This is a genomic window from Sulfitobacter sp. OXR-159 (genome assembly GCF_034377145.1).
Lineage (GTDB): Bacteria > Pseudomonadota > Alphaproteobacteria > Rhodobacterales > Rhodobacteraceae > Sulfitobacter.
This window is the reverse complement of record NZ_CP139707.1, coordinates 1975062-1991966: the sequence shown is the minus strand read 5'-3', so window position 1 is coordinate 1991966 and position 16905 is coordinate 1975062. Positions and strand designations below refer to the sequence as shown.

Genomic DNA, 16905 nt, shown 5'->3' with positions numbered 1-16905 from the left:
GGGTTGGCCTGATATTACAGCCACGCCCCCGCCGTGCAAGCCTTAGCCCAGTTTGCCCATGGCGACGGCGACATCGGCCATGCGGACCGAGAAGGCCCATTCGTTGTCATACCAGCCCAGCACGCGCACGGTGCGGCCCGCCACGACGATGGTCTGGTCGGGGGCAAAGATGCAGCTTTCTTCGGTGTGGTTGAAGTCGATGCTGACTTTCTGTTCGGGGTCATAGGCCAGCACACGTTTCATTGGACCTTCGGCCGCGGCACGGGCGGCGGCGTTGATCTCTTCCACCGTCACGTCGCGGCTGGCTTGGAAGGTCAGGTCAACGGCGCTGACGTTGGGGGTGGGGACGCGCATGGCGGTGCCGTCGAGCTTGCCTTTGAGCGCGGGCAGCACTTCGCCCAGAGCTTTGGCAGCCCCGGTGGAGGTGGGAATCAGCGCCATCGCGGCGGCGCGGGCACGGTAGAGGTCATCGTGGCGGCGGTCGAGCGTCGGCTGGTCGCCGGTGTAGCTGTGGATCGTCGTCATCAGGCCGCTTTCGATGCCCACGGCGTCATGCATGACTTTGGCCAGCGGCGCGAGGCAGTTGGTGGTGCAAGACCCGTTTGAGATCATTCGGTCGGAAGCGGTCAACTGGTCGTCATTCACGCCGTAGACGATTGTCTTATCGACATTTTTGCCGGGCGCGGAGAGCAGTACGCGTTTGGCGCCGTTCTTAAGGTGAACGTTGGCTTTGTTGCCGTCGTTGAACTTGCCGGTGCACTCCAAAACCACGTCGCAGCCGGACCAGTCCAGCTCTTCGAGGTTGTAGCTCGACATCATCTCGATGTCGTTCTGGCCGAGGTTCATATAGCCGCCGTCGACAGTGACTTCGCCGGGGAAGCGGCCATGGACGGAATCGTATTTGATGAGATGCGCAGCGGTGCTGAGCGGGCCGGTGGCGTTCACCTTGATCACTTCGATGTCATCGCGCCCCGAGGCCGCGATATGGCTGAGGGTGCAGCGGCCGATGCGGCCAAATCCGTTGATGCCAACTTTGATGGTCATGGTGCATTCCTTGTCATGGGCCGCGCGACGGGGGCCGTATGTCGGGGTCGCGCGTTCTATATCCGCGCAAGGCAGGCAGGGGAAAGGGGCAAAACCAAATGATTTCCGGATGTTAGCGTTAAACCTGCATGTTAGCGGTAAAGGTCGTTCCGGCTTCGGACTTGCCAGATGGGCTGCACATGCTACTTCGGTTGCAACACGCAAAAAGGGGCACGAAATGAGCGGTTTACTGGCACTTGTGGATGATGTGGCGGCGATCGCCAAAGTTGCGGCGGCAAGCGTGGATGATGTGATCGGGCAGGCGGCCAAGGCGGGCTCTAAGGCGGCGGGCGCGGTGATCGACGACGCGGCCGTGACGCCGAAGTATCTGCATGGGTTCAAGGCCGAACGTGAGCTGCCGGTGATCTGGCGGATCACCAAAGGGTCTTTGCGCAACAAATTGGTGTATCTGCTGCCAGTGGGGCTGCTGTTGGCGAATTTCGCGCCATGGGCGATCCCGCCTTTGTTGATGCTGGGCGGGGCATACCTGTGTTTCGAGGGGGCGGAGAAGGTTGCCCATGCGTTTGGCTGGGGGCACGGGCATGAGGATTACCCTGATAAGGAGAAGGTCGTCGAAGACCCCGCACAGCTGGAAGAGAAGAAGGCCGCAGGCGCGATCAAGACCGACTTTATCCTCTCGGCGGAGATCATGACCATCGCCCTGTCCGCGATCCCCGAGAGTAACTTTTGGATGGAAGCGGCCACGCTGGCGGCGGTGGCGGTGATGATCACTATCGCGGTCTATGGCTCCGTCGCTTTGATCGTCAAGATGGATGATCTGGGGCTGGTGATGGCGAACCGGGGGCGTTTTGGCCTGACGCGCAGCTTGGGCCGCGGGCTGGTGCGCGGGATGCCGGGGTTCCTGAAACTGCTCACCGTTGTTGGCACGGCGGCCATGCTGTGGGTCGGCGGGTCGATCATCATTCACGGGTTGGAGCAGATGGGCTTTGCTGCGCCCTACAACTGGATCCATGATATCGCGGTCAGCGTTGGCCACGTGGTCCCGGCCCAGTTCGAAGGGGCCGTCGAGTGGATCACCACGGCGGGGATTGATGGGCTCTTTGGTCTGGCGCTTGGTCTGGTGCTAATCCCGATCGGGGAAAAGATCGTCACGCCGATTTGGCGCAAGGTCTTTCACAAGGCCGCTGTGTAAAATGCGGCCTTAGTGATAGGTCAATAGAAAAGGGGCGACGGTTGAACCGTCGCCCCTTTTTGCTGTGCCGTGTGATCCGTGGATCAGAGCAACGCCTTGGCTTTCTGAGCGACATTCTCAGCAGTAAAGCCGAACCGTTCGAACAATTCTTCGGCCGGGGCAGAGGCACCGAAACGGTCCATGCCGACGAAATCGGCTTTGCCGTATTTGCCGCGCTCGCCAAAGAGCCATTGATCCCAGCCCTGACGCATGCCTGCTTCAACACCAACACGTACGGCACCACCGGGCAGCACGCGCTTGCGATAGGCCTCATCCTGCGCGGCGAAAAGTTCCATACAGGGCATGGAGACGACGCGGGTGCCGATGCCTTCGGCCTGCAGCAGATCACGCGCAGCCAGTGCCACATGCACTTCCGAACCGGTGGCGATCAGGATCACCTGACGCTTGCCCTCGGCATCGGCCAAGACATAGGCGCCTTTTTCGGTGAGGTTGTTGTTCTTGTGCTCAAGACGCACGGTCGGCAGGCCCTGACGGGTCAGCGACAGAACCGACGGCGTGGTTTTGGAGGTGAAGGCAATCTCCCAAGCCTCCGCCGTTTCCACCGCGTCGGCGGGGCGGAAGACATAGGTGTTGGGTGTGGCACGGCTGATCGCCAGATGCTCGACCGGCTGGTGGGTCGGGCCATCTTCGCCAAGGCCGATGCTGTCATGGGTCATGACAAAGGCCGTGGGGATTTGCATCAGCGCCGCGAGGCGCATCGACGGACGCGCATAGTCGGTGAAACACATGAAGGTGCCGCCATAGGGGCGGATGCCGCCGTGCAGCGCCATGCCGTTCATCGCCGCCGCCATGCCATGCTCGCGAATGCCCCAGTAGACATAGCGCCCGCCGCGGTTGTCAACATCGAAGACGCCCAGATCGGATGTCTTGGTGTTGTTCGAGCCCGTCAGGTCCGCCGAGCCGCCGACCGTTTCGGGTAGGATCGGGTTCAGCACTTCGAGGGCTTTTTCGCTCGCGGCGCGGGTCGCCATCTTGGGCGCGCTCTCGGTGATCTGCTTTTTGAAGGCTTTGACGGTGGCGCTCATCTTCTTGGGCGCTTCCAGCGCCAAGGCGCGGTTAAACGTCTCGCGCTTGGCGCGGGGCATCTTGTCGAAACGCTCTTCCCAGTCGCGGCGCGCGTCGGCACCGCGTTTGCCGATCTCTTCCCATGCGGATTTTACGTCAGCGGGCACTTCGAAGGGGCCGGTTGTCCAACCGTAGGCCTTTTTGGCTTCGGCCATCTGGTCGGCGTCTGTCAAAGCGCCGTGGCCTTTTGAGGTGTCCTGCGCCGCGTGGCCCAGAGCAATATGGGTCTTGCAGGCGATCATCGTCGGCAGGTCAGTGGCTTTCGCCTCGGTTAGGGCCGCGTCGATCTCATCGGGGTTGTGGCCGTCGATTTCGATCACATGCCACTGCGCGGCTTTGAAACGCGCGACCTGATCGGTGTTGTCCGACAGGGTCACCGGGCCATCGATGGTGATGTTGTTGTTGTCCCACATCACGATGAGCTTGCTCAGTTTGTGGCGGCCGGCGAGGGTAATCGCCTCTTGGCTTACGCCTTCCATCAAGCAGCCGTCGCCCGCGATGACATAGGTGTGGTGATCCACGACCTTTGCCCCGTACTGCGCGCGCAGCATCTCTTCGGCCATGGCGAAACCGACCGAATTGGCGATGCCTTGGCCGAGCGGGCCGGTGGTGGTCTCAATCGCGTCGGCGAGGAAGTTCTCCGGGTGCCCGGCTGTGCGCGCGCCCATCTGGCGGAAGTTTTTCAGCTCTTCGATGGGGAACTGCTCATAGCCCGTCAGGTGCAACAGCGAGTAGATCAGCATGGAGCCGTGGCCCGCAGACAGGATGAAGCGGTCACGGTCAGGCCAAAGCGGGTTCGCCGCGTCAAACTTGAGGTGCTTTTCGAAAAGCACGGTTGCCACATCGGCCATGCCCATCGGCATGCCGGAGTGGCCCGAATTGGCGGCGGCGACGGCATCGAGGGTCAGCGCGCGAATGGCGGTGGCCTTGGACCAGTGATCGGGGTTTGCGCGTGCGAGGGCTGTCAGATCCACGGGGCGTTCCTTTGCGGCTGTGGCAGATTGGGCCTGTGCATACCAGCGATCGGGCAAAGTTCAAGCACAACCGGGCGCCAGCAGCGGTGTGCGGCACGGGCAGAGGTGAACTCTGCGCCTCAAGTCGCTGAAACGAAAGGGGGGGCGCAATTTGCCTGAGCTTTGGCTAGGATCGCGGAAACCGGCTGATCCGGGCGATTCGCGCGCGTGACATTGCGTGGGCTGCGCGCTATCTGCCGAATACGGCAGCCATCACGGGCCGCCGCCACGGGGCACGGCAGGCGAAAACGCCGCCGATAGAGCAGGACGAACGAGGAGACTTCATGCGGATGAGTGAACTTGAAGAATATCAACGCCGCATCACGGCCGCGATGGACCGGATGGCGAAGGGGCTGGATCAGCTCAACGCCGCCCCGGCCGAGCCGGATGAGGATATCGTGCAGGCGCTGGAAGACGAGCGGCAAGCCAACGCTCAGCTGACCGACCGGGTCAAAACCCTGAAGGAAAGCCATCAGGACGAATTGACCGCCCTGCGCGATCAGATGGAATTCAACAATGACCGGGTGACCCAGCTTGATATGGACGTGCAGCGTCTGCGTCAGGCGAATGAGCAGTTGTCGGCGGCCTGTGAACAGCTGCGCTTGGCCAATGCCGAAGGGCTGGCCGACCCCAAGTTGATCGACACCGCCGTTATTGCCGAACTGGAAAGCCTGCGCGCCACCCGCGCCATTGAGATGGCCGAGATTGACGCCGTGTTAACCGCGCTGGCACCTCTGGTCGAAGACGGCGAGCCCGAACCCGAGGCGCCCGCCGAGGATGACCGCGCCGAAGAAGAACCCAAGTCAGGAGGGGCCGACTGATGCCCGAAATACGGATCACCATTGGCGGCCGCCAGTTCGAGGTCGCCTGTCAGGAAGGTGAAGAGAGCTATCTGCACGCCGCCGCAAAAATGCTGGACGATGAAGCCCGTGTGCTGAGCGATCAAGTGGGCCGCATGCCCGAGGCGCGGATGTTGCTGATGGCCGGTCTGCTTTTGGCCGACAAAACCGCCAGCGTCGAAGACCGCATCGCCGAAGTGCGCGCCGAATTGGCCGAGCGTGAGGCCGAGTTGACCAGCCTACGCAACACCAAGATCGAGCCGGAGCGTATCGAAGTGCCCGTCGTGCCGCAGGGTGTCAAAGACACGCTGGCCGAGATCGCCGCACGGGCCGAAGCGCTGGCCGCCGAGATCGAAGAGAAATCTGGCAAATGAGCATTGGCATCAGGGCAGCCCTCTGCGCGTTGCTCTGGGCCGCGCCCGCGGGGGCCGAGACCACCGCCGTGACCTATCTCTGTGACCGTGGGGTATCGGTGCCGGTGGTCTATGTCCCCGATGCCGATCCCGCTGTTGCGGTGCTTTATATCGAAGGGCGGCTCATCCATTTGCAGTCCATGCCCTCCGGCTCTGGCGCGCGATACGGCTGGCCTTCGGACGGGTCATCCTATGAATGGTGGGAACATCAGGGCCGTGCGCGCCTTGGCTGGCACGAGGGGGCCAGTGACGCGGTGACGCCGATCTATACGGACTGTGTGCCGCAAGATTGACCCCATGCGGGATTGCGGCGCGGGCGGCAATATGCTCTGGGGGGCGCGAAAAGTGCCCCTTGGGCGCTGGCTCTTGCGACGCAACAATCAGGACACTCTCCCATGACCGTGAAACCCCGCATCATCATCTCAAGCGACCATGCCGACATCGCCCTGCGCCAAGAAATCGCGCGCCATGTGGCCGAGCGCGGTTTTGAGGTCGAAGACATCGGCCCGGCAACGGCAGAAAGCACGGATTACCCCAAACACGGCGAAGCCGCCGCACGACGCATCGCAGCGGGGGAGTTCGACCTTGGCATCCTGATCTGCGGCACGGGGCAGGGCATCATGATGGCGGCCAATAAGGTCAAGGGCATTCGCTGCGGCGTCTGTGCCGATACCTTTTCGGCCAAGATGATCCGGGCACATAACGACGCGAATATGCTGTCGATGGGCGCGCGGGTGATCGGGGGCGGGCTTGCGCTTGAGATCGTGGATGCCTTTCTCGATACCGAGTTTGAAGGCGGGCGTCATGGCCGCCGCGTCGATATGATCACGGCGATTGAAGACTGAGGTTAAGGTGCTGCCGGGGCGCGCCCGTTTGGGGTGCGTCCGGGGCAGTTTTTTAAACCGAGTTTGCAGGGCGTCATAGCAGGCGGTGCTGCACAGGGCGCCTGCAGGTGCCGGACAAAAAAACACCCCGGAGGGCCAAGCCGCTCCGGGGTGTTTTCGTCTAACCTGTGGTCGCTTTAACCGTTGGCTTCGCGGATCTTATCCGCAGCGTCCTTATCAAAGGTCACGCCATTCTCGGCAAAGAGCGTGTCCAACTCGCCCGAGAGTGTCATCTCGGTGATGATGTCACAGCCACCGACAAACTCGCCTTTGACGTAAAGCTGCGGGATGGTCGGCCAGTCAGAGAAATCCTTGATCCCCTGACGCAGGCCTTCGTCGGCCAGAACGTTCACATCGGCAAAGTTAACGCCCATGTAGTTCAGCACCCCGGCCACGCGGCTGGAGAAACCGCACTGCGGCATTTCCTTGGTGCCTTTCATAAACAGAACCACGTCGTTTTTGGTGATTTGTTCTTTGATCTGGTTGGCGGCATCGCTCATGTCATTTGTCCTTCGTATCTGATTTCTTGAACGCAGCGTGATAGCGCCGCGCATAGGTTTCATCGTCGGCCCAGGGCTTCACATCCAACTCGGCCCCGCCGAGAAAGAAACCGCCCCGTTTCTTCGTCCAATTCGTCTGCCCACGCTCAAGGCTCTCATTGCGCCGCGCGGTGCTGGCCACGGCATCCAGATCCAGCGCCTCCATTCCCAGCGGCACTTTGCCGGTCTCAGGGCGCGGAGGCTGGCGTTGCGCCAGCGGCACATGCCGCCCGCGTCGCGCACGGTGTTGGGCATAGGCGGTGGCGACGATCCCGCCCAGAACAACCGCTGCGGCCCAGCCCCACATCGTTAGTCCGGCGTCCGTGTGGTCAGCGCCAGCGCGTGCAAATCGCCGTTCGATCCGTCCATCTTGCCCTTAAGGGCCGCATAAACGGCGCGCTGTTGCTGGACCCGGTTCATACCGCGAAAGCTTTCGTCGACGACCATCGCCGCCATATGCACACCATCATTGCCTTCGACGGTGATCTTGGCGTCCGGAAAGGAAGCGCGGATCAGGTCTTCGATTTCGCTGGCTTGCATGGGCATGGGGTGGCTCCGGGTGTTGTGATATCTTGGCCTAGATGTAGTGCCGCACTGCGCTGCGTGCAAGGCGAAGCCGTGGCCGCATCGGGCATTGACCTTTGCCCGCGTTGCAACACACTCTGCGCCCTCACGGCGAAAGGACGACAGATGGACCGGATCCCCGAACAAGCGCTCGACTGGGCCGAGGCCGGACAGCCCGTGGCACTGGCCACGGTGGTGGAAACATGGGGCTCCGCCCCGCGGCGCGCGGGCGCGCAACTGGTCGTGGCGGGTGACGGCACGATGATGGGCTCGGTCTCTGGCGGCTGTGTTGAAGGGGCCGTGGTGGTCGAGGCGCTGGAGGCGCTGGAGGACGGGCGCACGCGGCTGCTGGAATACGGCGTCAGCGACGGCGACGCCTTTGCCGTGGGATTGGCCTGCGGCGGCACGATCAAAGTGCTGGTGGAACCGGTAGGGCCTGACGCATTACCCCTAGAGATGCTGCGGGAACTCGTTGCGAAACGCGCGGCGCGGCAGGCCGTGGCCTATGAGGTTGCCCTTGATGGCAGCCACCGCCACCTGTCGCATGAGGGACACCAAGACCGTTTCCGCCGGGACCGGTCTGGCGTTGAGGAAGACAGCGGGCGTTTCATCGCCATCCACAACCCGCCACTGCGCCTCGTGATCGTCGGCGCGGTGCATATCGCGCAGCATCTGGTGCGCATGTCGGGCGAGGCTGGGTTTGACCCCATCGTCGTTGACCCGCGAAACGCCTTCGGCTCTCCTGCGCGCTTCCCTAACTGTCGGCTTGTGAACGACTGGCCTGATGCCGCGCTGCGCGAGATTGGCCTCGATGCCCGATCTGCCGTTGTTTTGCTGACCCATGACCCCAAACTCGACGATCCGGCGTTGCATGTGGCGCTTGGGTCAGAGGCTTTCTATATCGGCGCGCTCGGCTCGACCCGAACCCAGGCCAGCCGTCTGGCGCGGTTGGAGGAGGCGGGCGTGGCGGCAGCGCAAGCGGCGCGGATCAACGGACCGGTGGGGCTTGATATTGGGGCGGCAAGCCCCGCCGAAATCGCCGTCTCGATCCTTGCTCAGATGATCCAAAGCCTGCGTCGGTCATGAGGTTCGGCCCGGTTCCTTTAAGCGATGCCCTTAACGCGACGCTGGCGCATTCCGTGGCCGTTGCAGAGGGGCGTCTGCGCAAGGGGCGGGTGTTGGAGCAGCCCGATATCGACGCGCTTTCGGCTGCAGGCATCGAAGAGGTGATCGTCGCCCGGCTCGACCCCGGCGACATTGACGAAAACGCCGGTGCTGCCAAATTGGCCCAAGCGCTCTGTGGTCCGGGTCTTCGGATGTCGAACCCCTTTACCGGCCGCGTGAACCTGCTGGCCGATGGGCCGGGTGTGGTGGTGATGGACCGCGCGGCGCTAGAGGCGGTCAACGCAGTCCATCCGATGATCACGCTGGCCACGGTGCCGCCCCATCAACAGATGGGTGAGAACGGCATGGTGGCGACAATCAAGATCATCTCTTATGCCGTGCCCGCCGAGGCGGTGGAAACCGCCTGTGCGGCTGCGGGAGAGGGCGCGCTGCGCCTTGCGGCACCCGTCTTGGGCGACGCGACGCTTATCATCACCGATGTCCCCGGCGGCGCCGGAGAGAAGGGCCGCGCGGCGGTGGAGGGGCGGCTGAAGGCCCTGAACGTACCGCTGAAAGATGCCACAACGGTTCCCCATCGCACCGCCCCGCTGGCCGAAGCCATTGCGGCTGCACAGACCGATCTGATCCTGATCCTCACCGCCTCAGCCACTTCTGACATCAATGACGTGGCCCCGATGGCCCTGCGCACCGCGGGGGGCGACGTGACGCGCTTTGGCATGCCGGTGGACCCCGGCAATTTGCTCTTTCTCGGCCACCTTGGGGGCCGCGCCGTGATTGGCCTGCCGGGCTGCGCCCGCTCGCCTGCGCTCAACGGCGCGGATTGGGTGCTGTCGCGGCTGGTCTGCGGCATTCCCGTCAGCAGCGCGGATATCGCGGGCATGGGGGTGGGCGGATTGCTCAAGGAAATTCCGACCCGCCCGCAGCCGCGAAACCCCGGCAAAAGCGCAGGCGGCAGCTGAGAAAAAGCCCTCGGAAAATATATGTTCTCAACTAGGGCTTGTCGTGCTTAACTGCCTCTAACAAGCGTCAGACTGGGAGGAAGAACATGACACAGGTCAAGATGACCGTGAACGGCAAACCCGCGTCAGGGGAGGTCGAAGGCCGCACGCTGCTGGTGCAATTCCTGCGCGATGATCTCGAACTCACCGGCACCCATGTCGGCTGCGATACCAGCCAATGCGGAGCCTGCGTGGTCCATGTGAATGGCAATGCGGTCAAAGCCTGCACCATGTTCGCGATTGAGGCTGACGGCGCCGAGGTGGACACCATCGAAGGGCAGGCGGCTCCCGATGGCACGCTCAACACCATCCAACAGGCGTTTCAGGATCACCACGGGCTGCAATGCGGATTTTGCACGCCGGGCATGGTGATGTCGGCGGCGGCCCTGCTCAAAGATAACCCGAAGCCCTCGGAGGCCGAGGTGCGCCACTACCTTGACGGCAATATCTGCCGCTGCACCGGCTACCACAACATCGTCAAAGCGATCATGGCCGCCAGCGGTCAGGACGTCAGCGCGCTGGCAGCAGAGTAAATCCAAGAACAGCGTCATGCTGAGCAGACCGGTGATGGCGGAGGGAGGACCACCAGAACCGGGCGCCGCGTGACAGATCAGGTGCATCCGCACCGCCACCAAACGGGAGGACGTTATGCCTAAGGATTTTGAACCGACGAGCGGAATTGGTGCCAGCAGCAAACGACGGGAGGACATTCGCTTTCTCACCGGGTCGGGGCGCTACACGGATGATATTAACCTGCGCCGCCAGACCCATGTGTTTTTCCTGCGCTCCGACGTGGCGCATGGGCGGCTGACGGGGGTCGATACCTCTGCCGCCGAAGACATGCCCGGCGTGCTGAAGATTTTTACCGGTGCGGATTTTGCCGAGATCGGCGGGATGCCCTGTGGCTGGCAGATCACAGACAAACACGGCCAACCGATGCAAGAGCCGAAACACCCGGTGCTGGCCCATGAAAAGGTCCGCCATGTGGGCGAACCCATCGCCGCCGTGGTGGCCGAGACTTTGGCGCAGGCGCGTGACGCCGCTGAAGCAATCGTCGTCGATATCGACGAGCTGCCCGCCGTGGTGAACATGAGGGAGGCGGTCAAAGACGATGCGCCCAAGGTGCATGACGATCTGACCAGCAATCTTTGCTACGATTGGGGGTTTGTTGAGGAAAACAAAGACGCGGTGAACAAGGCTTTCGACGACGCGGCCCATGTCACTACGCTGGAACTGGTCAACAACCGTCTTGTCGCCAACCCGATGGAGCCGCGCGTGGCCATCGGCGATTACGACCGTTCGGCGGGGGACCATACGCTTTATACCACCAGCCAGAACCCGCATGTGATCCGCCTGCTGATGGGTGCCTTTGTGCTCGGCATCCCCGAGCATAAACTGCGCGTGGTCGCCCCAGATGTGGGCGGTGGCTTTGGCACCAAGATTTTCCACTATCAGGAAGAAGCCTTTTGCACCTTCGCCGCCAAGGCGGTGGGGCGTCCGGTGAAATGGACCTCCAGCCGGTCGGAGGCTTTCATGTCGGATGCCCATGGCCGCGACCATGTGACCAAGATTGAACTGGCGCTGGATGCCGACAACAATTTCACCGCACTGCGCACCGATACCTACGCCAATATGGGGGCCTATCTCTCGACCTTCGCGCCCTCGGTGCCGACATGGCTACACGGTACGCTGATGGCGGGAAATTACAAAACGCCGCTGATCTATGTGAACGTTAAGGCAGTCTTTACCAATACCGTGCCAGTAGATGCCTATCGAGGGGCCGGACGGCCCGAGGCGACTTATCAGTTGGAGCGTTTGATCGACAAGGCCGCGCATGAGTTGAAGGTCGACCCGATCAAACTGCGCCGCCAGAACTTCGTGACGGAGTTTCCCTATGCCACGCCGGTGGCGGTGGAATATGACACGGGCGACTACAACGCCACGATGGACAAGCTTGAAGAGATCGCCGACCACGCCGGTTTCGAAGCCCGTCGCAGGGAAAGCGAAGCCAAGGGCAGGCTGCGCGGCTTTGGCGTGAACTGCTATATCGAGGCTTGCGGCATCGCACCGTCGAACCTTGTCGGCCAACTCGGAGCACGCGCGGGCCTGTATGAAAGCGCCACGGTGCGGGTCAACGCGACCGGCGGGCTGGTTGTCATGACCGGCAGCCACAGCCACGGGCAGGGGCATGAGACCTCATTCGCGCAGGTGGTGGCCGATATGATCGGCATCGACGAGAATATGGTCGAGATCGTCCATGGCGATACGGCGCGCACACCGATGGGCATGGGCACCTATGGCTCACGCTCGCTGGCCGTGGGCGGCAGCGCCATGGTACGCGCGACCGAAAAGATCATCGCCAAAGCCAAAAAGATCGCCAGCCACCTGCTCGAAGCGTCGGAAGGGGATATCGAGTTGAAGGATGGGGCCTTCAGCGTCGCGGGCACAGACAAATCCGTGGCTTGGGGCGATGTGACGCTGGCAGCTTACGTGCCGCATAACTATCCGCTGGAGGAGATCGAACCGGGCTTGGAAGAAACCGCCTTTTATGACCCGTCAAACTTTACCTATCCGGCGGGGGCCTATGCCTGCGAGGTCGAGCTTGATCCCGACACCGGCCATGTCACCGTCGAGCGGTTCACGGCTGCCGATGACTTTGGCAATGTGGTGAACCCGATGATCGTGACCGGCCAAGTGCACGGCGGCTTGGCCCAAGGGATTGGTCAGGCTTTGTTGGAGAACTGCGCCTATGATGAGGACGGCCAATTGCTCAGCGCGTCTTACATGGATTACGCCATGCCCCGCGCCAGCGATCTGCCGTTCTATGACGTGGATCATTCCTGCCAGACGCCCTGCACCCACAACCCCTTGGGCGTCAAAGGCTGCGGGGAGGCGGGGGCGATTGGCTCGCCGCCTGCCGTGGTAAACGCGGTCCTCGACGCCATGCGCTCGGGCGGGAAGGACATCGGCCATATCGACATGCCGGTGAGCCCCGCGCGGGTTTGGGAGGCGATGAATGGCTGAGCGCCTTGGCCTACTGAAAAGTGTATTGGACAAAGAGGCGACGCACGGGCGGCCTCTGGGAAGGATGAAAAATGTATGATTTCGAAGTAGAGCGCCCCAGCAGCGTGGCGGATGCGGTCAAAGCCTTGGGGCAGGAAGACGCGCAACCGCTGAGCGGGGGGCAGACGCTGATCCCCACGCTGAAGGCGCGGCTGGCGATGCCCTCGGTTCTGGTGTCGCTGGCGGGGATTGATGCGTTGAAAGGCGTGGAAATGCGCGATGGCGCGCTTTGGATTGGCGGCGGCACGACCCACGCAACCGTCATGCGCGAGGCCGCGGAAAGCTATCCCGCCTTGGCCAGCCTCGTCGCGCGGATCGGTGACCCGGCGGTACGCAACCGCGGCACCATCGGCGGATCGCTTGCCAATAATGATCCGTCTGCCTGCTATCCCGCCGGGGCCTTGGCCAGCGGGGCGACGATTGAAACCGACCGGCGCGAAATTGCGGCGGATGACTATTTTCAGGGCATGTTCACCACCGCCTTGGAAGAAGGGGAGATCGTGACCGGCGTGCGCTTTCCCATTCCGCAGGCCGCGCATTACGAGAAGTTCATCCAACCCGCCTCACGCTTTCCGCTGGTCGCGGCCTATGTCGCCCGGTTCGGTGATGGGGTGCGCGTGGCGATCACCGGCGCGTCGAATGATGGTGTCTTCCGCTGGACGGAGGCCGAAGCCGCTTTGTCTGGCCGGTTTGAGGCTGGTGCCTTAGAGGGTCTCACCCTCGGTTCGGATGATATGATCAGTGATCTGCACGGCAGCGGCGCCTACCGCGCGCATCTTTGCGGCGTGATGACCCGCCGCGCTGTCGCAGCCATCGCCTGATAGTCGATAACACTTTGTAAACCTTTGCCGCGTCCCCGGATGGGGGCGCGGTATTTTCATGGGATAAGGTATTGATATTGGATAGCGGAACCAGCGCCCCCATTATGCGTTGGGTGACAAGCGCTGCCCGAACGGCGTTCCCGTAATAATGAGGACGTGAACATGAAAAACCTACTGAGATCTACGACTTCGCTGGGTCTGAGCCTTGCATTGGCCTTCCCGCATGGCGCTTTCGCTCAGGAGCAGAATCTGGCCGAATGCGGCCCCGCGGGCGAAGCGACAGAGTTTCCCTGCGCATTTGACGATCAAACGGTAGAGAACGCCGAAGAGTTGCGCGTTATCGCCGGGCTGAGCGCTGATGCGGAAGCTTCGGCGGAAGTGGAAGCCGAAGCGGAAGCTGAAGTTGAAACCGAGGCCGAAGCGGAAACCGGTTCCGTCTTGGACCAAGCTGCCGATGCGGTTGAGTCCACTGGCGATGCCGCTGCTGCCGCCGTAGACAGCGTGGCTGAACAGGCCGACGAAGCGGCTGATGCTGCAGAGGCGCAAGCTGAAGCTGCCGCCGAAGCTGCGTCGGAAGCCGAGGCCGAGGCGACTGCTGAAGCCGAAGTTGACGAAGAGGTAGAGGCCGAAGCGGAAACAGAAGCAGAGGTTGAGCAAGAGGTCGAAGCCGAACCCGTCGTCGAGCAAGAGGCTGAAGTCGAAGCCGAGACCATGCAGGACGCGGAAGTTGAGGCCGAAACCACTGCAGAAGCCGAAGCAACTGCTGATACAGCGGCCGAGACCACCGAGCCCGTAGAAACCACCGAAAGCGAGTTGGAGGCCGAAACTGCGACCGAAGCAGAAGCGGTCCAGAATGACGAAGCTACTGCCACTACCGCGCAGGATGCCGAAACCGAAGCCGAAATGAGCGGCGAAGCGGTGGGCGAAGAAGACAACGCTGGTCTGACCGAAGAGCAGATCCAAGCCCGTGAAGAGCGCCGCGAAGCCCGCCGTGCCGAGCGCCGCGAAGAGCGTCGCGAGGAACGCCGTGCCGAGCGTGAGGCCGCCGCAGCTGCGGCTGCCGCTGCTGCCGAAAACGATGCGGAAGCAGAAGTAGTGACCGAAGAAGTCACCGAAGAGGACGTGCGTACCTCGGACGAAGATTTCGACACCAAAGTGACCGCCGCTGGCGAAGCCGAAGCAGCGGCCTCAAACGATGACGACAGCGGGCTGTCGGACTTCGAGAAAGCCTTGCTGCTTGGCCTTGGCGCCGTGGCCGTGGGGTCGGTGCTGAACAACGGTGAAAAGATCGTCAGCCGTTCCGGTGACCGTGTGGTTGTTCAGGACGATACTGGTGAGTTGCGTGTTCTGAAGGACGACAATGCGCTGCTGCGTCGCCCCGGCGATGAAGTGCAAACGCAGACCTTTGACGACGGCTCCACCCGTACCATCGTGACCAAGAGCGATGGTAGCCGGGTCGAGACCATTCGTTCGCGCGATGGTACCGTGCTGCGCCGCACCAACTTTGACGCACAGGGCCGCGAGTACGTGCTTGTGGATGACCTTGTCGAAGAGCGTGAAGTTGTGGTGAACGACCTGCCGCAGGTTCAGGAAACCCAGCAAGCTCAGCGCGCCAGCACGCAAGACGAAGCGGCGCTGCGTCATGCACTGCAGACGGAATTGCGCAACGATCAGGGGCGGACATTCTCCCTGCGTCAGGTGCGCGAAATCCGTGAGGTGCGCTCTCTCGCGCCGCAGTTGGAACTGGACGCCGTGCGCTTCCCCACAGGCTCCGCTGCGATCCAGCCTGAGCAGGCCCGTTCGCTTGCCAATATCGGCACCACACTGCGTGACCTGATCCAAAAGGATCCGCGCACCGTGATCCTTGTCGAAGGGCATACGGATGCGGTTGGCGATGCGAGCTACAACCTCGCCCTGTCGGACCGCCGTGCAGAGACCGTTGCGCTGGCTCTGACGGAGTACTTCGATGTACCGCCTGCCAACCTGATCACGCAGGGCTACGGCGAAAGCCAGCTGCGCGTGCCGACGACGTCAGCGGAACCTGCGAACCGCCGTGCGGTCGTGCGGAACATTACCGGTCTGCTGCGTTAAGCAGACCTACCCCTAAAATGAAAACGCCCCCGGAGCGATCCGGGGGCGTTTTGCGTTATGGGCTATAAGATGATCAATCAGGCCTGCCGTGCGGACCCGACATAGAGCGGATCACTTGTTGGGCAGGGGCCCGATCACCATGACCATCTGGCGGCCTTCCATCTTGGGGAAGTTCTCAACCCGGCCGATGTCTTTGGTATCCGCAGCAACGCGCTCCAAAAGCTCACGACCAAGGTTCTGGTGCGCCATCTCACGGCCACGGAACCGTAGGGTGACCTTCACCTTGTCGCCACCTTCGAGAAACTTGAAGACATTGCGCATCTTCACATCGTAGTCGTTCGTATCCGTATTGGGACGGAACTTGACCTCTTTAATCTCGATGATCTTCTGTTTCTTGCGGGCTTCGCTCTCGCGCTTTTGCTGTTCATATTTGAACTTGCCGAAATCCATGATCTTGCACACGGGCGGCTTGGCATTGGGCGAAATCTCGACAAGGTCGAGCCCAGCTTCATCGGCCATTTCCATGGCACGCTGAGGCGTCACAACGCCGACGTTTTCGCCGTCCGCACCGATCAGGCGGATTTCAGTGGAGCGGATCTTGTCGTTGACGCGCGGGCCGGTGTCACGTTGGGGCGGCGCGTTATGAGGTCTGCGAGCGATGGTGATGGTCCTTTGATTGTTACCTAATTCGAGAATGCAAGGTAAACCCGCGTGGGGGCATCTTCAAGCCGCAAAATCGCGCTATGCGTGGGCTTTGCGGCGATTTACCCTTGATCTGGGGCGAATGTGGCGCAATTGACGGCTATGCGGCCCCGGGGGTAATCTCTAACGTCGCGGGGCGTAGATTAAGGGGAATGGAATGAAGAATCTGGTCTGGTTGGTCGTGGCGGCGTTGATTTCGCTGGCGGGCTATATGCTTTTCACCGGCAAAGGGCCGCAGGAAGTGGCCATCGAAGCCTCTGAGGCGATAAATGCGCCAGAGGTGGCCGAGGATGTGACCAACGCCGCCGAGGACGCGGCAGAGGCGATCACCGATACGGTCGACGCCGCCGGAGAGGCGATCAGCGACGCCGTGGATGATGCGACGGACAGCGCCAATGATGCGGCCGAGCCTGCGGCGCAAAACTAAGCAAGCAATCCCGCGAGGGTGGCAAAAAACAAGGCCGCGTCCGGGGTTCCGGGCGCGGCCTTTGC

Annotated in this window: 18 protein-coding genes; 12 read left to right on the top strand and 6 right to left on the bottom strand. The window is 62.1% G+C overall.

Translation table 11 applies throughout. From position 1 onward, the window contains the following. Positions 1-42: 42 nt before the first annotated feature. The gene (gene gap, locus T8A63_RS10185) at positions 43-1044 is read right to left on the bottom strand and encodes a type I glyceraldehyde-3-phosphate dehydrogenase (protein WP_322343710.1); all 1002 of its coding nucleotides are present in this window, start codon (positions 1042-1044) and stop codon (positions 43-45) included. 217 nt (positions 1045-1261) lie between these two features. Between gap and T8A63_RS10180 the strand changes: the two genes are divergently transcribed. Next, complete coding sequence (locus tag T8A63_RS10180; RefSeq protein WP_322343709.1) at positions 1262-2236, top strand: DUF808 domain-containing protein; 975 nt, start codon at positions 1262-1264, stop codon at positions 2234-2236. Between the two features lie 83 nt (positions 2237-2319). Here T8A63_RS10180 and tkt read toward each other — a convergent pair whose 3' ends face one another. Continuing rightward, complete coding sequence (gene tkt, locus T8A63_RS10175; protein WP_322343708.1) at positions 2320-4335, bottom strand: transketolase; 2016 nt, start codon at positions 4333-4335, stop codon at positions 2320-2322. A 329-nt stretch (positions 4336-4664) separates the two neighbouring features. Between tkt and T8A63_RS10170 the strand changes: the two genes are divergently transcribed. The 4 genes from T8A63_RS10170 to rpiB all read left to right on the top strand — a co-directional run bounded on the left by T8A63_RS10170 (position 4665) and on the right by rpiB (position 6471). Then, positions 4665-5195, top strand: coding sequence for a hypothetical protein (locus T8A63_RS10170; RefSeq protein ID WP_067629153.1), 531 nt, complete (start codon positions 4665-4667; stop codon positions 5193-5195). Beyond that, on the top strand, positions 5195-5587 hold the full coding sequence (locus tag T8A63_RS10165; protein ID WP_067629152.1) for a cell division protein ZapA: 393 nt from the start codon (positions 5195-5197) through the stop codon (positions 5585-5587). Before T8A63_RS10170 ends, T8A63_RS10165 begins: the two co-directional genes overlap by 1 nt. Further along, complete coding sequence (locus T8A63_RS10160; RefSeq protein ID WP_322343707.1) at positions 5584-5919, top strand: MliC family protein; 336 nt, start codon at positions 5584-5586, stop codon at positions 5917-5919. The genes T8A63_RS10165 and T8A63_RS10160 overlap by 4 nt, the downstream gene beginning before the upstream one ends. 102 nt (positions 5920-6021) lie before the next feature. After that, positions 6022-6471, top strand: a complete 450-nt coding sequence (gene rpiB / locus T8A63_RS10155; RefSeq protein ID WP_067941828.1) for a ribose 5-phosphate isomerase B — start codon at positions 6022-6024, stop codon at positions 6469-6471. Positions 6472-6647: 176 nt separating this feature from the next. On the opposite strand, the gene grxD is transcribed toward rpiB, so the two are convergent. Genes grxD through T8A63_RS10140 form a run of 3 tightly spaced genes read right to left on the bottom strand, consistent with a single transcriptional unit; the run spans position 6648 to position 7595 of the window. Next, entirely contained in the window at positions 6648-7010 is a 363-nt protein-coding gene (grxD, locus tag T8A63_RS10150) for a Grx4 family monothiol glutaredoxin (RefSeq protein ID WP_067629150.1), read from the bottom strand. A 1-nt stretch (position 7011) separates the two neighbouring features. Further along, complete coding sequence (locus tag T8A63_RS10145; protein WP_082849428.1) at positions 7012-7356, bottom strand: hypothetical protein; 345 nt, start codon at positions 7354-7356, stop codon at positions 7012-7014. A 2-nt stretch (positions 7357-7358) separates the two neighbouring features. Continuing rightward, positions 7359-7595, bottom strand: a complete 237-nt coding sequence (locus T8A63_RS10140; protein ID WP_067629149.1) for a BolA family protein — start codon at positions 7593-7595, stop codon at positions 7359-7361. Between the two features lie 144 nt (positions 7596-7739). Here T8A63_RS10140 and T8A63_RS10135 point away from each other — a divergent pair, with 144 nt between their 5' ends. The 6 genes from T8A63_RS10135 (at position 7740) to T8A63_RS10110 (ending at position 15711) form a co-directional block, all read left to right on the top strand. Further along, a complete protein-coding gene (locus tag T8A63_RS10135; RefSeq protein ID WP_322343706.1) occupies positions 7740-8699 on the top strand; it encodes an XdhC family protein in 960 nt (319 codons plus the stop codon). Continuing rightward, complete coding sequence (locus T8A63_RS10130) at positions 8696-9697, top strand: molybdopterin-binding protein (protein WP_322343705.1); 1002 nt, start codon at positions 8696-8698, stop codon at positions 9695-9697. Before T8A63_RS10135 ends, T8A63_RS10130 begins: the two co-directional genes overlap by 4 nt. Before the next feature lie 86 nt (positions 9698-9783). Further along, complete coding sequence (locus tag T8A63_RS10125) at positions 9784-10269, top strand: (2Fe-2S)-binding protein (protein WP_067629144.1); 486 nt, start codon at positions 9784-9786, stop codon at positions 10267-10269. A 115-nt stretch (positions 10270-10384) separates the two neighbouring features. Beyond that, positions 10385-12760 (top strand): xanthine dehydrogenase family protein molybdopterin-binding subunit, encoded by a 2376-nt coding sequence (locus T8A63_RS10120; RefSeq protein ID WP_322343704.1) that lies wholly within the window; start codon positions 10385-10387, stop codon positions 12758-12760. A gap of 71 nt (positions 12761-12831) precedes the next feature. Next, positions 12832-13620: a xanthine dehydrogenase family protein subunit M gene (locus tag T8A63_RS10115; protein ID WP_322343703.1), complete on the top strand. Its 789-nt coding sequence runs from the start codon at positions 12832-12834 to the stop codon at positions 13618-13620. 162 nt (positions 13621-13782) lie between these two features. Next, the gene (locus tag T8A63_RS10110) at positions 13783-15711 is read left to right on the top strand and encodes an OmpA family protein (protein ID WP_322343702.1); all 1929 of its coding nucleotides are present in this window, start codon (positions 13783-13785) and stop codon (positions 15709-15711) included. A gap of 111 nt (positions 15712-15822) precedes the next feature. On the opposite strand, the gene infC is transcribed toward T8A63_RS10110, so the two are convergent. Then, positions 15823-16371, bottom strand: coding sequence for a translation initiation factor IF-3 (gene infC, locus T8A63_RS10105; RefSeq protein WP_348155125.1), 549 nt, complete (start codon positions 16369-16371; stop codon positions 15823-15825). A gap of 199 nt (positions 16372-16570) precedes the next feature. Here infC and T8A63_RS10100 point away from each other — a divergent pair, with 199 nt between their 5' ends. Next, on the top strand, positions 16571-16840 hold the full coding sequence (locus T8A63_RS10100) for a hypothetical protein (RefSeq protein ID WP_322343701.1): 270 nt from the start codon (positions 16571-16573) through the stop codon (positions 16838-16840). Positions 16841-16905 lie beyond the last annotated feature (65 nt).